Origin of the sequence: Glaciihabitans sp. INWT7 (assembly GCF_014217685.1) — a bacterium.
Taxonomy (GTDB): Bacteria; Actinomycetota; Actinomycetes; order Actinomycetales; family Microbacteriaceae; genus Lacisediminihabitans.
Map to the genome: position 1 here is coordinate 1,635,036 of NZ_CP043653.1, position 16,172 is coordinate 1,651,207.

Sequence of the window (16,172 nt, forward strand, 5' to 3'; positions counted from 1 at the left end):
CCGCCATGAGGATACGCCGGGAAGCCGGTCGACTCCCGACCATCACGGCGGAGAGGACCCCTACGCGAGCAGAGCCGCCTTCAGGGTGTCGAGGCCGACACCGCCGATGTCGAGGGCTTTCTTGTGGAACGCCTTGATGTCGAAGGCCGCTCCCTCACGACGGGAATACTCGTCGCGGAGCTGCTCCCAGATCCGCTGCCCGATCTTGTAGGACGGGGCCTGTCCGGGCCAGCCGAGATAGCGGTTGACTTCGAAGCGCACGAACTCCGGGCTCATGTTGACGTTCTCGCCGAGGAATCCGAAGGCGTAATCGCCGGTCCAGGGGCCCGAGCCGTCGGGAAGCGTCTTCTCCAGGTGCACACCGATGTCGAGTACCACGCGAGCAGCGCGCATCCGCTGTCCATCGAGCATTCCGAGCCGGTCGGCGGGGTCGTCGAGGTATCCGAGTTGTTCCATCAGGCGTTCCGCGTAGAGCGCCCAGCCCTCGGCGTGCCCCGACGTCCCGGCGTTGCGACGCCAGGTGTTGAGCAGTGCCTTGTTGTAGACGGCCTGGCCGATCTGCAGGTGATGGCCGGGGACTCCCTCGTGGTACACGGTCGTGAGCTCGCGCCAGGTGTCGAACTCCGTGACACCCTCGGGAACGCTCCACCACATCCGGCCCGCCCGGGAGAAATCGTCGGTCGGGGGCGTGTAGTAGATACCGCCCTCCTGGGTCGGGGCGATCATGCACTCGAGTCGACGCACTTCGGCCGGGATGTCGAAGTGCACTCGCGAGAGCTCCTCCACTGCGCGGTCACTCGTCTCCTGCATCCACTTCTGCAGGGCATCCGTGCCGTGCAGCTTGCGACTCGAATCCTGGTCGAGGAAGGCTATCGCCTCCAACACCGTCGCGCCGGGCTTGATCTCCCGAGCGATCGACTCCTGCTCTGCCGTCATCCGGGCGAGCTCCTCGATCCCCCATTCATAGGTCTCGTCGAGGTCGACGACGGCGCCGAGGAAGTCGCGTGAGGCGAGCGTATAGATGTCACGACCCACGGCATCGCGTTCCGGAGCGTGTGGGGCGAGCTCGTTCTCGAGGAAGTCGGAGAGGGTCGCGTAGGCGCCGGCGGAGTCGCGCGCCGCGGCCGCGAGATCGCCGCGCAAGGAGGCGGGGAGGTCGCTCTCTCCCGCTCGCGCACCCTCGGCGAGCCGATAGAAGAAACCAGTATCGGCCACCTGTTTGGCCGCCTGGGCAAGCACCTCCCGCACCTGGCGGATGGCCGGCACATTGCCAGCGGCGATACCGGTTCGCAGCGTGCGGATGTAGCCGTCCATGGCCGCAGGGAGGTTGCGCATCCGCGTGGCGACGTGTGACCAGTCCTCCTCCGAATCGGTCGGCATCAGGTCGAAGATGTCACGGAGGCTCTGCGGTGCAGACGCAATCACGTTGAGATCACGCTGCTCGAATCCGGCCTCGTGCTTGTCGATCTGCAGCTGGAGTTCCCGACTGAGGTCCATCTTGGTGACCTCGTCGACGGCATCCACAGGAGTGGCGGCCTGGATGCTCGCGAGGGTCTTCCTGACCTCCGAGATCACCCGCTCGGCACCCTCCGGCGAGTAGTCGGCATACTCGCCCTCGTGTCCTTCTCGGCCGAGGTATACGCGATACTCCGGGAAGAGATCGAGCTCGGTATCGACCCAGGTCTCGGCTATCGCATCGATGGGGGTGGTGGCACGGGCCTCGTGGGCCTGGTCTGCATCAGTCATTCCCCGAGCCTAGAACAGTCGGTCGCTCCGGTTCAGAGCGACGTCACTCTTTGTCGAGATCGGTGTTCAGAAGCTCGGCGAGGGAATCGAGGGCGGTCTCGGCGTCGTCGCCGTCGGCCTTGAGGGTGACCACCTCTCCGTGTCCGATCCCGAGCGAGAGCACACCGAGGATGCTGGCCGCATTCACCGTCTTGCCGGCGGCACTGGTGAGAGTCACCGGCACGCCGACTTTGGCGGCGGCCTGGCTGAACAGTGATGCTGGGCGGGCGTGGAGTCCGACGCTCGAGGCGACGGTGACGGTACGTTCAGACATTTCTGGCTCCTAGGTGTTCGGTGCTGTGATGGGTCGGAAGTGGAAGATTCAGGGTTCGATCGTGACTTTGATCCCGTCGCCGCGAGCGACGATTTCGATGGCCTCGAGCACGTCGTCGAGGGGCAGGCGATGAGTGATGAGATCGGTCACCGGCACGGCTCCGGAGGCGATCAATTGCAGGGCCTCCTTGTTGTGGGCTGGACTCGACCCGTTCACGCCCACGATGGTGAGTTCACGGTAGTGCACGAGGTTCGAATCGACGGTGATCGTCGGATGGTCCTTCGGGAGTCCACCGAACAGGCTCAGGCGACCGCGTCGTGCGAGCATCAACAGCCCCTGCTCCTGGGCGGCGCCGGACGCGGCGGCGGTGATCACGACGTCCGCTCCCCGACCGTTTGTCGCCTCGAGGACGGCCGCCACGGGGTCCGTCGATTCCGAGGCGATCGCGAGGTCTGGTTTCACCAGATCGGCGGCCTTCTTCAACCGGTCGGCGTTGAGATCGACCAGGATCACCTGAGCAGCACCCCGCGCCCGCGCCAGTCGCACGTGCAGGCAACCGATCGGACCGGATCCGATGACGACGACCACGTCGCCTTCTCCGACCCGCGCGAGTTCCTGGCCGTTGAGCACGCAGGCGAGCGGTTCGGCGAGACTGGCCTCGGCGAAGCCGAGTCCCTCGGGAATGCGATTGAGGCCGTCCACCTGCAACACCTCGCGCGGCACGATCATGAACTCGGCGAATCCGCCGGGGAACTGGTATCCCATGGACAGCTGGTGCGGGCAGACGGTCTGGCGACCGGCGAGGCAGTCGGGGCAGGTGCCGTCCGGGATCGCCGCGATGACCTGCACGCGGTCTCCCACAGCCCAGCCTTCGACACCGTCCCCGACGTCCACGATCTCCCCGGCGATCTCGTGCCCCATCACCTGTGGCGGGGTCATGTTGGGATGACCGGAACGGGATATCTTGACGTCAGTGCCGCAGGTGGAGCAGTTGCGCACCCGGATCTTGACTTCCCCCGCAGAGACCTGCGGTTCGGCCAGGTCTTCGAGCCGGATGTCGCCGGGTGCGTAGAACCTCGCTACCTTCACGCGTCCTACTCGTCTTCCGGATCGGGCTTCAGAAGCTCGTAGACCTCGGAACTCGTGGTGGCTGCCCGGAGCGCTGCGGCCTTGTCCGGGTCGAGAAGCACGGTGGCGAGCTGGGACAGCAGGGCGATGTGCCCGTTGCCACGGGCAGCGATGCCCACGCAGACGCGCACATCGTTGCCGTCCCAGTCCACACCATCCGGAAAGCGGAGAACGACGAGTGCATCGTTCTTCACCGAGTCCTTGCCGGCGAGGGTGCCGTGAGGAATCGCGACACCCTCCCCGACGAAGGTGGAAACCGACCGCTCGCGTTCGAGCATCGCCTCGATGTAGGAGGCATCGATCGCGCCGGCCTCCAGCAGGGCTGCGCCGGTCTGCCTGATCGCGTCTTCCTGGTTCTGCGCCGACTCGTCGAGTCGAATGGACGACTCGGCCAGCAGCGTGGACAGGGCGGGAGCGGTTTCGTCTGTCATCTTCTACGCCTCGAAGGTCTCGCCGTTTTGAATGGCCTTGACGATCTTGGCGACGGCAGGGTCACCCAGGAACAACTGGAACGGCACGACCGGAACATCCGGCACCGTGTGCCGTGCCCGGTCGGCCAGTCCCGTGTGGGTGAACACCAGATCGGCGTCGCTCGGGATGGACGCGACGGGGGAATGCTCCACCGTCACCCCGTTCTTCGCGAGTTGCTTCTTCAGCGTCGAGGCCAGCATGACGCTGCTGCCCATTCCCGCGTCGCACGCAACGATGAGCTTCTTGATGCTCGATCCGTCGATGGTTGCCATGTGAGATTCTCCTTGAGTCTTGTACTGCGGGTCAGGCGACGGGGGCGGTCGCCGGCTTGTTCTTGTTGCGCGCGCTCTGCTCCTTGGCGGCCTCGAGGTCGAGTCCGCTGTTCTGGTTACGACCGAAGCCGAGCAACGCAGCTCCCACAATGAACGCTACGCCCGCAGACACGAGGATTCCGAGAAGGATGGTCGGAAGATCACCCGGGTAGGCCACGAGGATGTAGGCGAAGATGCTTCCCGGCGACGCCGGAGCGAGCAGACCGTCGTTGAACAGGCTGAACATGAGCACACCGGAGGCTCCACCCGCGATCGCGGCGATGAGCAGGATCGGCTTCATGAGCACATACGGGAAGTAGATCTCGTGGATGCCACCGAGGAACTGCACGACGATCGCCGCGGGCACGGTCGCACGAATGGCGATCGGTCCGAAGAGCATCATCGCGACCAGGATTCCGAGGCCGGGGCCGGGGTTCGACTCGAGCATGAACAGGATGGACTTGCCATCCGGTCCGGCCGCCTGCTTCGCCGCGAGCGGTACGAGCACGCCATTACCGATCGCGTTGTTGAGGAACAGGATCTTCGCCGGTTCGATGATGATCGAGGCGAGGGGAAGCAGCTTCGCGTTGATGAGGGCGTCCACGAAGTTCGCGAATACCGTGGTCAGCCAGAACACGGCCGGGCCGAGGGCGAACACACCGACGAGCGCCGAGAAGCCTCCGACGATTCCAGAGGTGAAGTTGTCCACCAGCATCTCGAAACCGCCGCGGAGCTTTCCATCGATCATGCTGTCGATCCACTTGAGCAGCAGGGCCGCGAGCGGGCCGATGATGAGGGCTCCGAGGAACTGCGGACCGAGGTCGGAGATGGACTTCGGCGGGGTGCCACCCGACGCAGCGAGACCGAGCGCGAGCGGCGACACGATGACGCCGATCGTCGCGATCGCACCGACGACGGCACCACGCTGACCGTGAACAGTTCGACCACCGGTGTACCCGATGAGGATCGGAAGCAGGAACACGATGATCGGGCCGACGATGGTCGACGCCTGGGTCGCGAACGGCACGACGCCGTCCTTCGCGACCGCACCGGTCGCGCGGGCGATCTCGTTGACCCAGCCATTGGGGATGAAGAGGGCGGTGACGAGGCCCCAGGCGATGAACGCACCGAGGTTCGGCATGATCATTCCAGCGAGGAATGCACCACCCCGCTGGATGCGTGCGCGGGCGCCGGTGCCGGCGGCCACGGGAGTGTAATCGGACATTTCTAGTGGTACTCCTTTGTACGGATCAGGACTGTACGGATGGGTGGGGGTTCGGCGGGTAATCAGGTGGCCACGAGTGGCCGATCCAAGTCCGGCTGCCAGACCAGATGGACGTTCGAGTAGGCGATATCGCCCGGACCGGGAACGGAGGTACCCGGAAGACCGACTGCTGCCGCGCCCCAGGCGAGGGCCTCGACCAGGGCCGATTCCTCATCCGATTCGTCGGCGCAGAATTTCGAGAGGAAGCCGGCGAGGAAGCAGTCGCCGGCCCCGACGGTGCTGCGGTGATCGAGCACCGTCGATTCACCCACTGTCGCGCCGTGCTCGCCGACGAGCACGGCGCCGTCGGCACCGAGGCTCACCAGAACGCGCTCGACACCGCGGGAGCGCAGCTCTTCCGCGGCGACGATGACGTCGGAAATGGAGCCGAGCTCCCGTCCGACCGCCTCCGCGAGTTCGGCACGGTTGGGCTTGATCACCCGTGGCCGGGCCGCGATCGAGGCGGTGAGGGCATCCCCGCTGGTATCGACGGCTAGGGATGCTCCGAGGTCTGTAACCGAGGTCATCAGAGCCACGAGCTGGTCGGATGAGCATCCCGGCGGGATGCTCCCGGAGAACACCACCCAGTCGCGGGCCGAGACCAGCCCGGCGAGAACGGTCGCGAGCACGGAGAAATCGGCGGCGGAGAGCGGGGTGCCCGGCTCATTCAACTTGGTGACCGTGCCATCAGGCTCGGAGACGGTGAGGTTGGATCGGGTGCGACCGTTCACCGGTACGAGTCGGGTTGCCACTCCGGCCGCATCCAACAGCGCGCTCAACTCGGCGCCCTCCGGGCCACCGACAGGCAGAACGGCGATGCTGTCGATGCCGTTGCGCGAGAGTGCCCGCGTAAGGTTGACGCCCTTTCCGCCAGGTTCCAGAGTCGGGGCGGAGGTGCGGAGAACGGCACCGCGCTCGAGATGATCGACTCCGACGGTGCGGTCGAGGCTCGGATTCAGCGTCACGGAGACGATCACACGATCACCACCGTCGGGCCGGCGCTCTCGATGTCTTCGGCGAACTCCACGTCGAGGCCGACATCCGTGATGATCGTGTCGACCACGCTGAGCGGCGCGACACGCGCGAAGTCCTCGCGGCCGAATTTGGTGTGATCGGCCAGCACGACGACGCGTCGGGATGCCTCGATCAGGGCGCGCTTGATGGTCGCCTCGGCGATATCGGGGGTGGTGAGCCCGCGTTCCACGCTGATCCCGTTGGTGCCCATGAAGGCGACATCCGCGAAGACATCGACGATCTGCGCCTTGGTCCACTCCCCCACCGCGGCCAGCGTTCGCGGTCGGACGACTCCGCCGAGAAGGTGGAGGTTGATGTTGGAACGTCCCGTGAGGATCGCCGCGACCGGGATGGAGTGGGTGACGACGGTGAGCTCCCTGTCGGTCGGGAGCAGTTGCGCCAGTCGCACCGTCGTCGTTCCGGCGTCGAGGATGATCGAACCACCGTCGGGGAGCTCTTCGAGCGCCGCGCGGGCGATGCGTTCTTTCTGCCCGGTGGAGTGAGCCTCGCGGTCCGCGACATCCGGCTCGTTGCCGAAGCGTTCGACCGGGATTGCTCCCCCGTGTACCCGACGCAGAACCCCGCGACGTTCCAGCGCCGTGAGATCTCGGCGCACGGTCTCCGGTGTCACCGCGAGGTCACGAGCGAGTCCGGCGACCTCGACGCGGCCGAAGGACCGCGCAGTCTCCAGGATCTGCTTGTGTCGCTCAGGAGCGTACATCGGACCTCTTTGTCGTGGAAATAACAACATCGGGAATGTTGTTCTGCGTTTATATAAGTCCGTTTGTGTCCGCTTGTCAACTCATATGCCATTCACAGGCGTGGCGTGTCGCGGAATGGTCGCGAGCGCAGCCGTAACTCCGGGGCACGCACAAGGATCGGTGCAGTCCCCCGGAACCCGACCCGCGCAGACAGAAACGCGAGGGGCACTGCGCCGGCGCCAAGAGGCAGCGGTGTCAGAGCGCAGCGCTGTCAGAGCGCAGCCGGGTCAGAGCGCAGCCGGGTCAGTGAGCGCCGGGTCAGAGCGCAGCCGGGTCAGTGAGCGCCGGGTCAGTGACCGCCGGGTCAGTGGGCGGCTGCATCCCAGTTCGCCCCGAGGCCGATCTGCACCTCGAGTGGCACCGCGAGGTCAGCGGCGTGCCCCATCCGATCGGTGACGAGCGCGGTGAGCGCGTCGAGCTCGCCGGCGGCCACCTCGAAGACCAGTTCGTCGTGAACCTGGAGCAGCAGCCGAGACTCGAGCCCCTTCTCCTCGAGGTCTGAGGCCACTCCGAGCATCGCGATCTTGAGGATATCCGCGGCCGAGCCCTGGATCGGCGCGTTGAGTGCGGCTCGCTCGGCGTTCTGCTTGAGCACCCGGTTGTTGGACGCGAGGTCGGGGAACGGACGACGACGACCGAAGATCGTCTCGGTGTAGCCGTCTTCACGCGCCTGGTCCACGACGCTCCGCAGGTAGTCGCGCACGGCGCCGAAGCGCTCGAAGTAGTCGGTCATCAGCTGCTTCGCCTCGGAGTTCTCGATGCGCAGCTGCTTGCTCAGTCCGAAGGCACTGAGGCCGTAGGCGAGTCCATACGACATCGCCTTGACCTTGGTGCGCATCGCCGAGCTGACGTCGGCCGGGTCGACACCGAAGATGCGGGAGCCGACGAAACGGTGGAGGTCCTCGCCGGAGTTGAAGGCCTCGATGAGTCCGGCATCCCCGGAGAGGTGTGCCATGATCCGCATCTCGATCTGCGAGTAGTCGGCGGTGAGCAGTGTCGTGAATTCCGGCCCGCACTCGAAGGCGGTGCGGATCTCACGGCCCACCGAGGTGCGCACCGGGATGTTCTGCAGGTTCGGGTCGGTCGAGGAGATGCGGCCCGTGCTCGTGCCGGTCTGGTCGTAGCGGGTGTGAACCCGGTGGTCGTCCGCAATGGCCTTCTCCAGGGTGTCCACGATCTGCCGGAGTTTGGTGGCGTCCCGATGCTGAAGCAGCAGGTCGAGGAAGGGATGCGGATTCTGCTCCTGGAGGTCGGCGAGGGAGGCGGCATCCGTTGAATACCCGGTCTTGTTGGCCCGGGTCTTGGGCATCTGCAGGTCGTCGAACAGCACCTGCTGCAGCTGCTTCGGCGACCCGAGGTTGATCTCCCGTCCGCCGATCTCCGCATAGGCGCGGGAGGCGAGATCCGCCGCGGTCTCTCCGAGCTCCCGATTGAGCCGCTCGAGGATGCCCGGATTCACCGTGATTCCGGTCGACTCCATCGCCGAGACGACGGGGATGAGAGGCAACTCGATCTCCCGAAGCACGCGCAGTGATCCCTCGTCGAGACGCTCGGTCAGGTACTCCGAGAGTCGCAAGACGTACCACGCCTGCGTTGCGGCACTCACCGCGTCCGCCTCCGGCACGAGCTGGTTGGGATCCGGTTCGGCCAGATGCTCGCCGAGGTGCGTATAGACCTGATCCGCGAGCGGCTGGTCGTGACCACCGGGCTTCAGAAGCCACGCGGCGAGGGTCGTGTCGAAGGCGACGCCGTCGAGCGCGAGACCGGCCTTCTGCAGGCGCTTGAGAGTGGGCTTGTAGTCGAAGAGGTACTTCGGCGCCGGGGAGGCGAGCCAGGCGGCGAGAGCGTCATAGTCCGGGCGACCCGCGGCCCAGGGCACATACGCAGAGTCATCCGCCGTCGCGAGCCCGAATCCGATGATGCCCTCGTGACCGATATCGAGGTGCAGGCCGAGAGCGCGGGTTCCCTTCGCGCTCACCGTCGCGATCCAGTGGCCGAGCTCTTCGTCGATCATCGTTCGCACGCCGGGAATCTCCGACACCGGGGCCGCCGAGCCCCCACCGGTGGACTCCAAGGAGACCGGGTCGCCCGCCGCCGCGGCGATCTTCAGCACGCGGTCGAGCAGCGTTCGGAACTGCAGCTTGTCGAAGACTTCGCGCACGGCCGCCTCATCGATGGGGCGCCGGTCGAGATCGTGCGGGCCGACGGGCAACTCAACGTCCGTGAGCAGGTGGTTGAGTTTGCGGTTGCGGATGGCGCGGTCCTGCTGCTCACGGAGCTTCTCCCCGACGACGCCCTTGATCTCATCCGCGTGGGCGAGCACCTCGTCGAGTCCGCCGTACTGGGTGATCCACTTGACTGCGGTCTTCTCCCCCACCTTGTCGATGCCGATGAGGTTGTCGCTGGTCTCGCCGACTAACGCGGCGACATCCGGGTACTGATGAGGTTCGATGCCGTAGCGCTCGAACACGGCATCCCTGTCGTATCGCTTGAGCTCCGACACCCCGCGCGCGTTCGGGTAGAGCAGGGTCACGTCGTCGTTGACCATCTGGATCGCGTCCCGGTCGCCGGAGACGATGAGTACGCGGAATCCCGCCTGCGCGCCCTTCGATGCGAGGGTGGCGAGGATGTCGTCCGCCTCGTAGTCCTCTTTCGAGATCGTGGTGATGCCCATGGCGTGGAGCGCCTCTTCGAGAAGCGGGATCTGGCCGATGAATTCCGCCGGAGTCTCGCCTCTTGTGCCCTTGTATTCGGGGTACTCCCTGGTGCGGAACGAGTAGCGCGAGATGTCGAAGGCCACCGCTAGATGGGTCGGCTTCTCCTTCTGCAGCAGGTTGAGCATCATCGAGATGAACCCGTGGATCGCGTTGGTGTGCTGACCCTCCCGGTTCTGGAAACTGTCGACGGGCAGGGCGTAGAACGCCCGGAAGGCAAGCGAATGCCCGTCGATAACGAGGAGGGTAGGCTTTTCGTTGTCCGGCACGAAGCCAGCCTATCCGCGGCCGCCGACAGCCCGCAGCCCGCCAGGAAGAAGACGATGACCATCATCCCCGACGATCTCGACCCCGAACTGGTTGAGCGGCTCGTGAACTCCGGTGGCGGCGCTCTCGCCCAGAAGATGGGCTTCGAATTCCTCGAACTCTCGGCTGAACGCTCCGTCGCGACCATGCCGGTGGATGGCAACACCCAGGTCGTCGGGCTGCTCCACGGCGGCGCGCATGTCGTACTCGCCGAGACTCTCGGATCCGTGTCATCCGCGATCCATGCCGGCCCGGGTCGCATCGCGGTCGGCATCGAGATCAACGCGACCCACAGTCGCTCCATCACGTCCGGAATCGTCACCGGCACCTGCGTCGCACTCAATCTGGGCCGCACCCTCGCCACACACGAAATCGTGATGCGGGATGAGCAGGGCAGACGACTGTCGACCGTGCGCATGACGAACTTCCTACGCGACGCTTGAGACTCACGGGGCGGGGCCGGCTTCGGCGGCGTCCACCGCGTCGGTGCTGAGGTTTCGCGGCTTCTGGCCAATGGTGCCTGCGGGGAGTATGCCCACAGCGGAGCCCCGCGCAGCCACGCCGCGCAGCAGGCGGCAGGCACGGCGTGTCGTCCGGGATCTCCGCTCTGGGCATCACCGGCAACGAAAGAAGCTGCACGCGCGGAAGCGCGCGTCGACGCCGGCGGAGGTGCGCGCTACTTCTTGGCGGAGAGCTGCTCGATGATCGCCTGGGCGACGTCGTGCATGGTGAGGCGACGATCCATCGACGCCTTCTGGATCCAGCGGAACGCCTCCGGCTCGGTGAGGCCCATCTTCTCGTTGAGGAGGCCCTTTGCGCGGTCCACGAGCTTGCGGGTCTCGAAGCGTTCGACGAGGTCGGTGACCTCGGCCTCGAGGGTGATGATCTGCGCGTAGCGCGCCAGCGCGATCTCGATCGCCGGCAGCAGGTCGTTCGGCGTGAACGGCTTGACCACGTAGGCGAGTGCGCCGGCCTCTGTCGCCCGCTCCACGAGCTCCTTCTGGCTGAAGGCGGTGAGCAGGACGACGGGTGCTATGTGGTTCTTGGTGAGGCGCTCTGCGGCGGAGATGCCGTCGAGGAGCGGCATCTTCACGTCCATGATCACGAGATCCGGGCGCAGCTCAGTGGCAAGGGCGACAGCGGTCTCCCCGTCCCCGGCCTCTCCGACGACTTCGAAACCGTTGTCTCGCAGCGTTTCTACGATGTCGAGGCGGATGAGCGACTCATCCTCGGCCACCACCACACGGCGGGGGGTCTGAGTAGCGTTTTCCTGGTCTGGCACGATCACAACCCTACGGTATTCTTGGGCTCGGTATCGTGCGCCGGTGTGGCGGAATGGCAGACGCGGAGCACTCAAAATGCTTTGCTCGAAAGGGCGTGTGGGTTCGAGTCCCACCACCGGCACGATGGGGCGAGACCGCAGCGGGTCGTCGGTCAGGCGGTCGCCGTCACGACGAACGCGGTGACGAGCGGATGCGGCGAGGCCGTCATCCAGTCCCTCAGAGCCGACAGCGCGTGATCCTGTCGCTCGGGCATGAGCGCGGAGAGCACCGGCCCGTACGGTGTGCCGAAGATGCCGTTCACGGCATCGTCGACACTCGGCCAGTCGAGCCGCAAGGAGGTGGTTTCGATCGCGGCGCCCTCGAAGCCAGCGAGGATCTTCACCAGCTTCGCGCGGGTCATCTTGAACGAGTCGAAATCCCAGGCCCGGGTGAACGGCTCGTCGATACCCTCGTCACGCAGGGCGTCTCCGTAGCTGTCGAAGGGCTCCAGGCGCATCGCCGCGACCCAGACGACGATGCCGAGGCTGCCGCCCGGACGAAGCACCCGCTTCATCTCCGCGAGAGCGGCCGCCTGGTCGCGCACGAAGGGGAGGCCGTGCTGGCAGAGCACCACGTCAACGGAGTCGTCTTCCAGCGGTAGGGCTGTCGCCGGTGCCTCGAGCGTCTCGATGGGCGCCCCGTCCGGGTCCGCACCGCGAGACACCTCGCCGAGCATTCCCGCGCTGATGTCGCTCGCAATCACCCGGCCGGTCGGTCCCACCGCCGTGGCGGCGGCCCGGGCGACCGCTCCGGTGCCCGAGGCGACATCGAGCACGGTGAGGCCCGATCGGGGCGCGACGGTCTGCACCAGATGACGCGCCCACGGTTCGAAGACCGTCGGAAGGAGGTAGTGGCGATAGTTCTCGGCGATCGAGTTCGATTGGAACAGGCCCGATCGGGCATCCTCAGTCATTCTTCGCTCCTCGTGGGTCCGGGCTGCGCTTCAGGGTGTAGTTAGGCTGGTGCTCGCCCACTGCCCGTGACGACACCGCTGGAGAACTCGTGACCGACCTGCCCACACCTGGTTCATCGGTTCCGAACACGCCCGCGGGCTGGTACCCGGACCACACCGGTGCCGCCCAGTTGCGCTGGTGGGACGGTGCGGCCTGGACAGAACGCGTGAGTCCCAGCGCGCCGGCATCCGGAGTCACGCCGTATTCGCTGCGGCCGGCACCACTGACGGTGCCCGCCGGCACTCCCGTGTACAACGTGTTCATCTGGGTCATCGCCCTGCTTCCGTTACTCGGCATCGTGACTCTACTCACGATCAACCTCTCCGCTCTAGTGGCATCCCCCTCCGACCCGCTGGCGATGTACCAGGACCCGGGATACATCACGAGCCTGATTCTCGGCTGGCTCGTCTACGGGGGCGCCGTGGTGCTCGCCTACTTCGACCGGAAGCGGCTGTTGCGTGATGGCTACGACCGGCCATTCCACTGGGCCTGGACCTTCTTCAGCGGTGGCGTCTATGTGATCGGGCGGTCCGTCATCGTCGGCCGGCGCGCGGGTCACGGCCGCGCGCCGCTCTGGGTCTGGGTCGCCATCACGGCGGTGGTCGTCGTGCTCAATGTGGTGAAATTCAGCATGTTCGTGGCCGACTTCGTCGGCACGACCCCGCTCTCGAGCTGAGGTCTTCCGCACTGTCCAAAGGACGCTAGGGTTGCCACAACTTCTGGAGCACCCTCATGGGTAGTCTGCTGTATGGCAATTCGGGCACCGAGATCGGTTTCGACGACCGTGCACTCGTGCACCTGCAGGTGGTGATCACCGCGAAACTCCGGCGCCGGGAGGGATTCCTCTTCACCTGGACCAGCTCGGCGGAGGCCGGAACGGGTCGGAGTTCCATCTGGTTCGACCAAAGCAGCGCCATCGTCTATCGCTATGCCGGGAGTCGGGCCCCCACCCTCAACCGCGCCTGGATCGAGGCCCTCATGCTCTCGGCCAACAGTGCCGGAGGTCTGCAGTTCTCGAGCGAGCCGATCGCCGAGGGGCCGTCGCCCGATTCGACGGCGAAATAGCTCCCGCTTCGGGCGGGCCGCCCCGTCGGCGCAGCCAACCAGAGCATCAGGCCACCTGCAGCGTCGATCGTTACCGCGGGATGGACCGCCCGGGCCGCGGGTCAACCTGCGGCTTCTGCCGGGCGAGTTCCCCGCCGACTCGTCCGCCGTGGGGCCGCCCGTGGTCAGCGAATTCCTCCCGGAAGTACGCCATCTTCCACTTTCCGAGTTCGATCCGCGTGCCGGTGCGCAGAACCTGCCCGCCGTCCTTCCGCCCGCTCGCCTCGGCGAGACGTGAACTGCCGCTCAGTTCGCCGATGGGGTAGAGCACATATTCGTCGTCTTTCGTGTGACGAATCTCCGCGTGCACCGGACTCAGACCCTCGAGTTGCAGGTCGGCTTCGGCTCCGGAGCCGATGGTGGTCCCGTTGGGGAGCAGGTCGAACTCCCGAGGCATCTGGCCGTTCCAGTTCTCCGAGCCGATGACGAAGATCAGCCGGGGACGCCCCGAACCCGGCAGGTAGTGCGTCGTGGTGACCCTGCGGCGGATGCGGCGGCTCACGGTGGGCACGAGAGGGAACAGAGTCGCCGGGGGAAGGGACACTGCGGGGGTCGCAGTGGAGCGCCGGCGAAGCAGTGGAGCAACAGCCGCAGCGCTCCCGAGCCTGATGTGCGGGGAGCCGGTGACGACACGCTGCATCACCGGGGCGTTCACGTCGCCGATCCGCGCGATGACGCCGTCGGGTCCGGTCAGCGTGACGGACAGGCCGTACCCCGCGATCTCCTGGGCGAGGGAGCGGATGTCGGCGAGCTTGACGCTGCGCCCCTGCATGAGCATCTCGGGGTGGTTCGCGAAGATCTCGATGTCGCTGCCCGCCGCCGTGACGGTGCCTTCGAGGGTGTGAGGCCCATCCGCGCCGATGTCATCGCCGTCGGGCTCGTCCAGCGAGAAGCTGAGATCAATCTCCAGCCGGGGAACGGCCACCATGATCAGTTGCGGTGCTGGTCTGCGCCGGCAGCCTGGTCGTCACTCGTGGTGACGCGGAGTGTGCCGTTGAGCTTCCAGGTGGCGCGCGGGGCGTCAGGGCCGATGTCGCGGGGCACCTCGACGGTCATGTCGATGAAGCTGTAATTGACCGCGGCGCCGCGCCCGGTGAGGTACGACCACATCTCCCGCCCGAGATCCGTCCAGTCGCTGATGCTGCGACCCTCCGGCCCCGCCGAGTCGTCGAATGGGCCCGAAACCTGCTGTGAGTCAGTCACGATGAAATCCTTCCCGAGTGGTTGATCTCACCGTACCGAGACGGTGAGGCTGGCCGCCGATTTCACAGCCGACGGCCAGCCTCTTTCCCCCTCCACAGGGAGTCCGCGATCAGTCTGCGGCGTAGGCCGGTGCTACCGCGTTGTGAGCATCGCCGACACGGTGAACTCGCATGTCGTTGGTGCCACCGGAGATTCCGGGAGGGGATCCGGCGATGACCACGACCTTCTCGCCGACGACGGCCCGGTTGTGACCGATCAGGATGTCGTCGACCTGGCCGAACAACTCATCGGTGTGGGTCTTGCGCTCCACGCGATAGGTCTCCGTGCCCCACACCCAGGCGAGACGATTGCGGATGCGCTCCTCCGGCGTGAAGGCGATGATCGGGATGCGGTTGCGCAGCCGGGACATCCGTCGCACGGAATCGCCGGATTCGGTGAACACGCAGAGGAACTTGGCCTCGACGAACTCCGCGACCTCCGCGGCAGCCAGGGTGATCGCGCCGCCCTGGGTGCGCGGCTTGGTGCCCAGCTGCGCGATGCGCTCGAGCCCGTGCTCCTCGGTGGAGGTGATGATGCGTGCCATGGTCTGCACGGTGATCACGGGGTATTCCCCCACGCTGGTCTCGCCGCTCAGCATCACGGCGTCTGCACCGTCGAGCACGGCGTTCGCGACATCCGAGGTCTCGGCGCGGGTCGGGATCGGGCTCGAGATCATGGATTCGAGCATCTGGGTGGCGACGATGACCGGCTTGGCCATGCGACGGGACAGCTCGACCGCGCGCTTCTGAACGATCGGCACCGCCTCGAGCGGCAGCTCCACTCCGAGGTCTCCTCGGGCGACCATGATGCCGTCGAAAGCATCGATGATGGCTTCGAGGTTGTCGACGGCCTGCGGCTTCTCGACCTTGGCGATGACCGGCACCTTTACGCCCTCTTCGGCCATGATCTCGTGCACCCGCACGATGTCGTCGGCGTTGCGCACGAAGGAGAGAGCGATGAGATCCGCGCCGAGCTTCAGGCCCCAGCGGAGGTCCGCCTCATCCTTCTCGGACAGCGCGGGCACGTTCACGGCGACACCGGGCAGGTTGATGCCCTTGTTGTTCGACACCGCGCCGCCGACGACGACCTCGGTGGTGACGACGGTGCCGTCGGTCGAGATGACCTTGAGCTTGACCTTGCCGTCATCGATGAGGAGGGGATCGCCCGGCTTCACGTCGTTGGGTAGGCCCTTGAAGGTGGTGCCCGAGAGCTCCTTCGTGCCGAGCACGTCTTCGATGGTGATCTTGAAGATGTCGCCGACCGCGAGGTCGTGGGGCCCGTTCGCGAACTTGCCGAGTCGGATCTTCGGCCCCTGCAGGTCGACGAGCACGGCGACGGCCCGGCCGGAGTCCGCGCTCGCCTTGCGGATGTTCGCGTAGACCTCCTCATGCACGTCGTAGCTGCCGTGGCTGAGGTTCATCCGTGCGACATCGACTCCGGCATCCACGATGGCGCGGATGTTTTCATAGCTTGCCGTTGCCGGACCGAGGGTTGCGACGATTTTTGCGCGTCTCATGTGTTTC

Annotated in this window: 17 protein-coding genes and 1 tRNA gene; 4 read left to right on the forward strand and 14 right to left on the reverse strand. The window is 66.1% G+C overall.

The genetic code is table 11. The features are described from left to right. Positions 1-60: 60 nt before the first annotated feature. The 9 genes from F1C58_RS07960 to polA all read right to left on the reverse strand — a co-directional run bounded on the left by F1C58_RS07960 (position 61) and on the right by polA (position 9,991). Positions 61-1,746 (reverse strand): DUF885 domain-containing protein, encoded by a 1,686-nt coding sequence (locus F1C58_RS07960; RefSeq protein ID WP_185203867.1) that lies wholly within the window; start codon positions 1,744-1,746, stop codon positions 61-63. A gap of 43 nt (positions 1,747-1,789) precedes the next feature. Then, the gene (locus F1C58_RS07965) at positions 1,790-2,059 is read right to left on the reverse strand and encodes an HPr family phosphocarrier protein (RefSeq protein ID WP_185203868.1); all 270 of its coding nucleotides are present in this window, start codon (positions 2,057-2,059) and stop codon (positions 1,790-1,792) included. A gap of 48 nt (positions 2,060-2,107) precedes the next feature. Further along, entirely contained in the window at positions 2,108-3,148 is a 1,041-nt protein-coding gene (locus F1C58_RS07970) for a zinc-dependent dehydrogenase (protein ID WP_185203869.1), read from the reverse strand. 5 nt (positions 3,149-3,153) lie between these two features. Next, a complete protein-coding gene (locus F1C58_RS07975) occupies positions 3,154-3,618 on the reverse strand; it encodes a PTS sugar transporter subunit IIA (protein ID WP_185203870.1) in 465 nt (154 codons plus the stop codon). Positions 3,619-3,621: 3 nt separating this feature from the next. Then, positions 3,622-3,930, reverse strand: coding sequence for a PTS lactose transporter subunit IIB (locus F1C58_RS07980; protein ID WP_185203871.1), 309 nt, complete (start codon positions 3,928-3,930; stop codon positions 3,622-3,624). 31 nt (positions 3,931-3,961) lie between these two features. Continuing rightward, entirely contained in the window at positions 3,962-5,194 is a 1,233-nt protein-coding gene (locus F1C58_RS07985; protein WP_185203872.1) for a PTS transporter subunit EIIC, read from the reverse strand. Positions 5,195-5,256: 62 nt separating this feature from the next. Then, on the reverse strand, positions 5,257-6,198 hold the full coding sequence (locus F1C58_RS07990; RefSeq protein WP_219732050.1) for a 1-phosphofructokinase family hexose kinase: 942 nt from the start codon (positions 6,196-6,198) through the stop codon (positions 5,257-5,259). Positions 6,199-6,206: 8 nt separating this feature from the next. Beyond that, positions 6,207-6,968 carry a DeoR/GlpR family DNA-binding transcription regulator gene (locus F1C58_RS07995; RefSeq protein ID WP_185203874.1) on the reverse strand — a complete coding sequence of 254 codons (762 nt, stop codon included), beginning with the start codon at positions 6,966-6,968 and terminating at the stop codon, positions 6,207-6,209. Between the two features lie 344 nt (positions 6,969-7,312). Next, positions 7,313-9,991 (reverse strand): DNA polymerase I, encoded by a 2,679-nt coding sequence (gene polA, locus F1C58_RS08000; protein WP_185203875.1) that lies wholly within the window; start codon positions 9,989-9,991, stop codon positions 7,313-7,315. A 54-nt stretch (positions 9,992-10,045) separates the two neighbouring features. Here polA and F1C58_RS08005 point away from each other — a divergent pair, with 54 nt between their 5' ends. Beyond that, positions 10,046-10,471, forward strand: a complete 426-nt coding sequence (locus tag F1C58_RS08005) for a hotdog fold thioesterase (protein WP_185203876.1) — start codon at positions 10,046-10,048, stop codon at positions 10,469-10,471. Between the two features lie 233 nt (positions 10,472-10,704). Here the strand turns inward: F1C58_RS08005 and F1C58_RS08010 are convergent, their stop codons facing one another. Then, positions 10,705-11,310, reverse strand: coding sequence for an ANTAR domain-containing response regulator (locus F1C58_RS08010; protein WP_185203877.1), 606 nt, complete (start codon positions 11,308-11,310; stop codon positions 10,705-10,707). Between the two features lie 39 nt (positions 11,311-11,349). Here F1C58_RS08010 and F1C58_RS08015 point away from each other — a divergent pair. Continuing rightward, a tRNA-Leu gene (locus tag F1C58_RS08015) sits at positions 11,350-11,432 on the forward strand. Between the two features lie 30 nt (positions 11,433-11,462). Here the strand turns inward: F1C58_RS08015 and F1C58_RS08020 are convergent. Then, the gene (locus F1C58_RS08020; protein WP_185203878.1) at positions 11,463-12,263 is read right to left on the reverse strand and encodes a class I SAM-dependent methyltransferase; all 801 of its coding nucleotides are present in this window, start codon (positions 12,261-12,263) and stop codon (positions 11,463-11,465) included. An 89-nt stretch (positions 12,264-12,352) separates the two neighbouring features. Here F1C58_RS08020 and F1C58_RS08025 point away from each other — a divergent pair, with 89 nt between their 5' ends. After that, positions 12,353-12,979, forward strand: a complete 627-nt coding sequence (locus tag F1C58_RS08025) for a DUF2510 domain-containing protein (RefSeq protein WP_185203879.1) — start codon at positions 12,353-12,355, stop codon at positions 12,977-12,979. 56 nt (positions 12,980-13,035) lie between these two features. Beyond that, the gene (locus F1C58_RS08030; protein WP_185203880.1) at positions 13,036-13,368 is read left to right on the forward strand and encodes an ATP-dependent DNA ligase; all 333 of its coding nucleotides are present in this window, start codon (positions 13,036-13,038) and stop codon (positions 13,366-13,368) included. Positions 13,369-13,438: 70 nt separating this feature from the next. Here F1C58_RS08030 and F1C58_RS08035 read toward each other — a convergent pair whose 3' ends face one another. The 3 genes from F1C58_RS08035 to pyk form a co-directional block, all read right to left on the reverse strand. Next, complete coding sequence (locus F1C58_RS08035; RefSeq protein WP_185203881.1) at positions 13,439-14,335, reverse strand: FHA domain-containing protein; 897 nt, start codon at positions 14,333-14,335, stop codon at positions 13,439-13,441. Positions 14,336-14,337: 2 nt separating this feature from the next. Then, positions 14,338-14,610, reverse strand: coding sequence for a hypothetical protein (locus tag F1C58_RS08040; protein ID WP_185203882.1), 273 nt, complete (start codon positions 14,608-14,610; stop codon positions 14,338-14,340). A 109-nt stretch (positions 14,611-14,719) separates the two neighbouring features. Further along, positions 14,720-16,165, reverse strand: a complete 1,446-nt coding sequence (gene pyk, locus F1C58_RS08045) for a pyruvate kinase (protein WP_185203883.1) — start codon at positions 16,163-16,165, stop codon at positions 14,720-14,722. Positions 16,166-16,172: the final 7 nt, after the last annotated feature.

Bases quoted from the DNA above. Each gene is read 5' to 3' on its own strand.
- F1C58_RS08030 (WP_185203880.1), top strand. From the start codon at position 13,036: ATGGGTAGTCTGCTGTATGGCAATTCGGGCACCGAGATCGGTTTCGAC.
- F1C58_RS07985 (WP_185203872.1), bottom strand. From the start codon at position 5,194: ATGTCCGATTACACTCCCGTGGCCGCCGGCACCGGCGCCCGCGCACGC.
- F1C58_RS07960 (WP_185203867.1), bottom strand. From the start codon at position 1,746: ATGACTGATGCAGACCAGGCCCACGAGGCCCGTGCCACCACCCCCATC.
- F1C58_RS07980 (WP_185203871.1), bottom strand. From the start codon at position 3,930: ATGGCAACCATCGACGGATCGAGCATCAAGAAGCTCATCGTTGCGTGC.
- F1C58_RS08035 (WP_185203881.1), bottom strand. From the start codon at position 14,335: ATGGTGGCCGTTCCCCGGCTGGAGATTGATCTCAGCTTCTCGCTGGAC.
- pyk (WP_185203883.1), bottom strand. From the start codon at position 16,165: ATGAGACGCGCAAAAATCGTCGCAACCCTCGGTCCGGCAACGGCAAGC.
- F1C58_RS08005 (WP_185203876.1), top strand. From the start codon at position 10,046: ATGACCATCATCCCCGACGATCTCGACCCCGAACTGGTTGAGCGGCTC.
- F1C58_RS07995 (WP_185203874.1), bottom strand. From the start codon at position 6,968: ATGTACGCTCCTGAGCGACACAAGCAGATCCTGGAGACTGCGCGGTCC.
- F1C58_RS08020 (WP_185203878.1), bottom strand. From the start codon at position 12,263: ATGACTGAGGATGCCCGATCGGGCCTGTTCCAATCGAACTCGATCGCC.
- F1C58_RS07965 (WP_185203868.1), bottom strand. From the start codon at position 2,059: ATGTCTGAACGTACCGTCACCGTCGCCTCGAGCGTCGGACTCCACGCC.
- F1C58_RS07975 (WP_185203870.1), bottom strand. From the start codon at position 3,618: ATGACAGACGAAACCGCTCCCGCCCTGTCCACGCTGCTGGCCGAGTCG.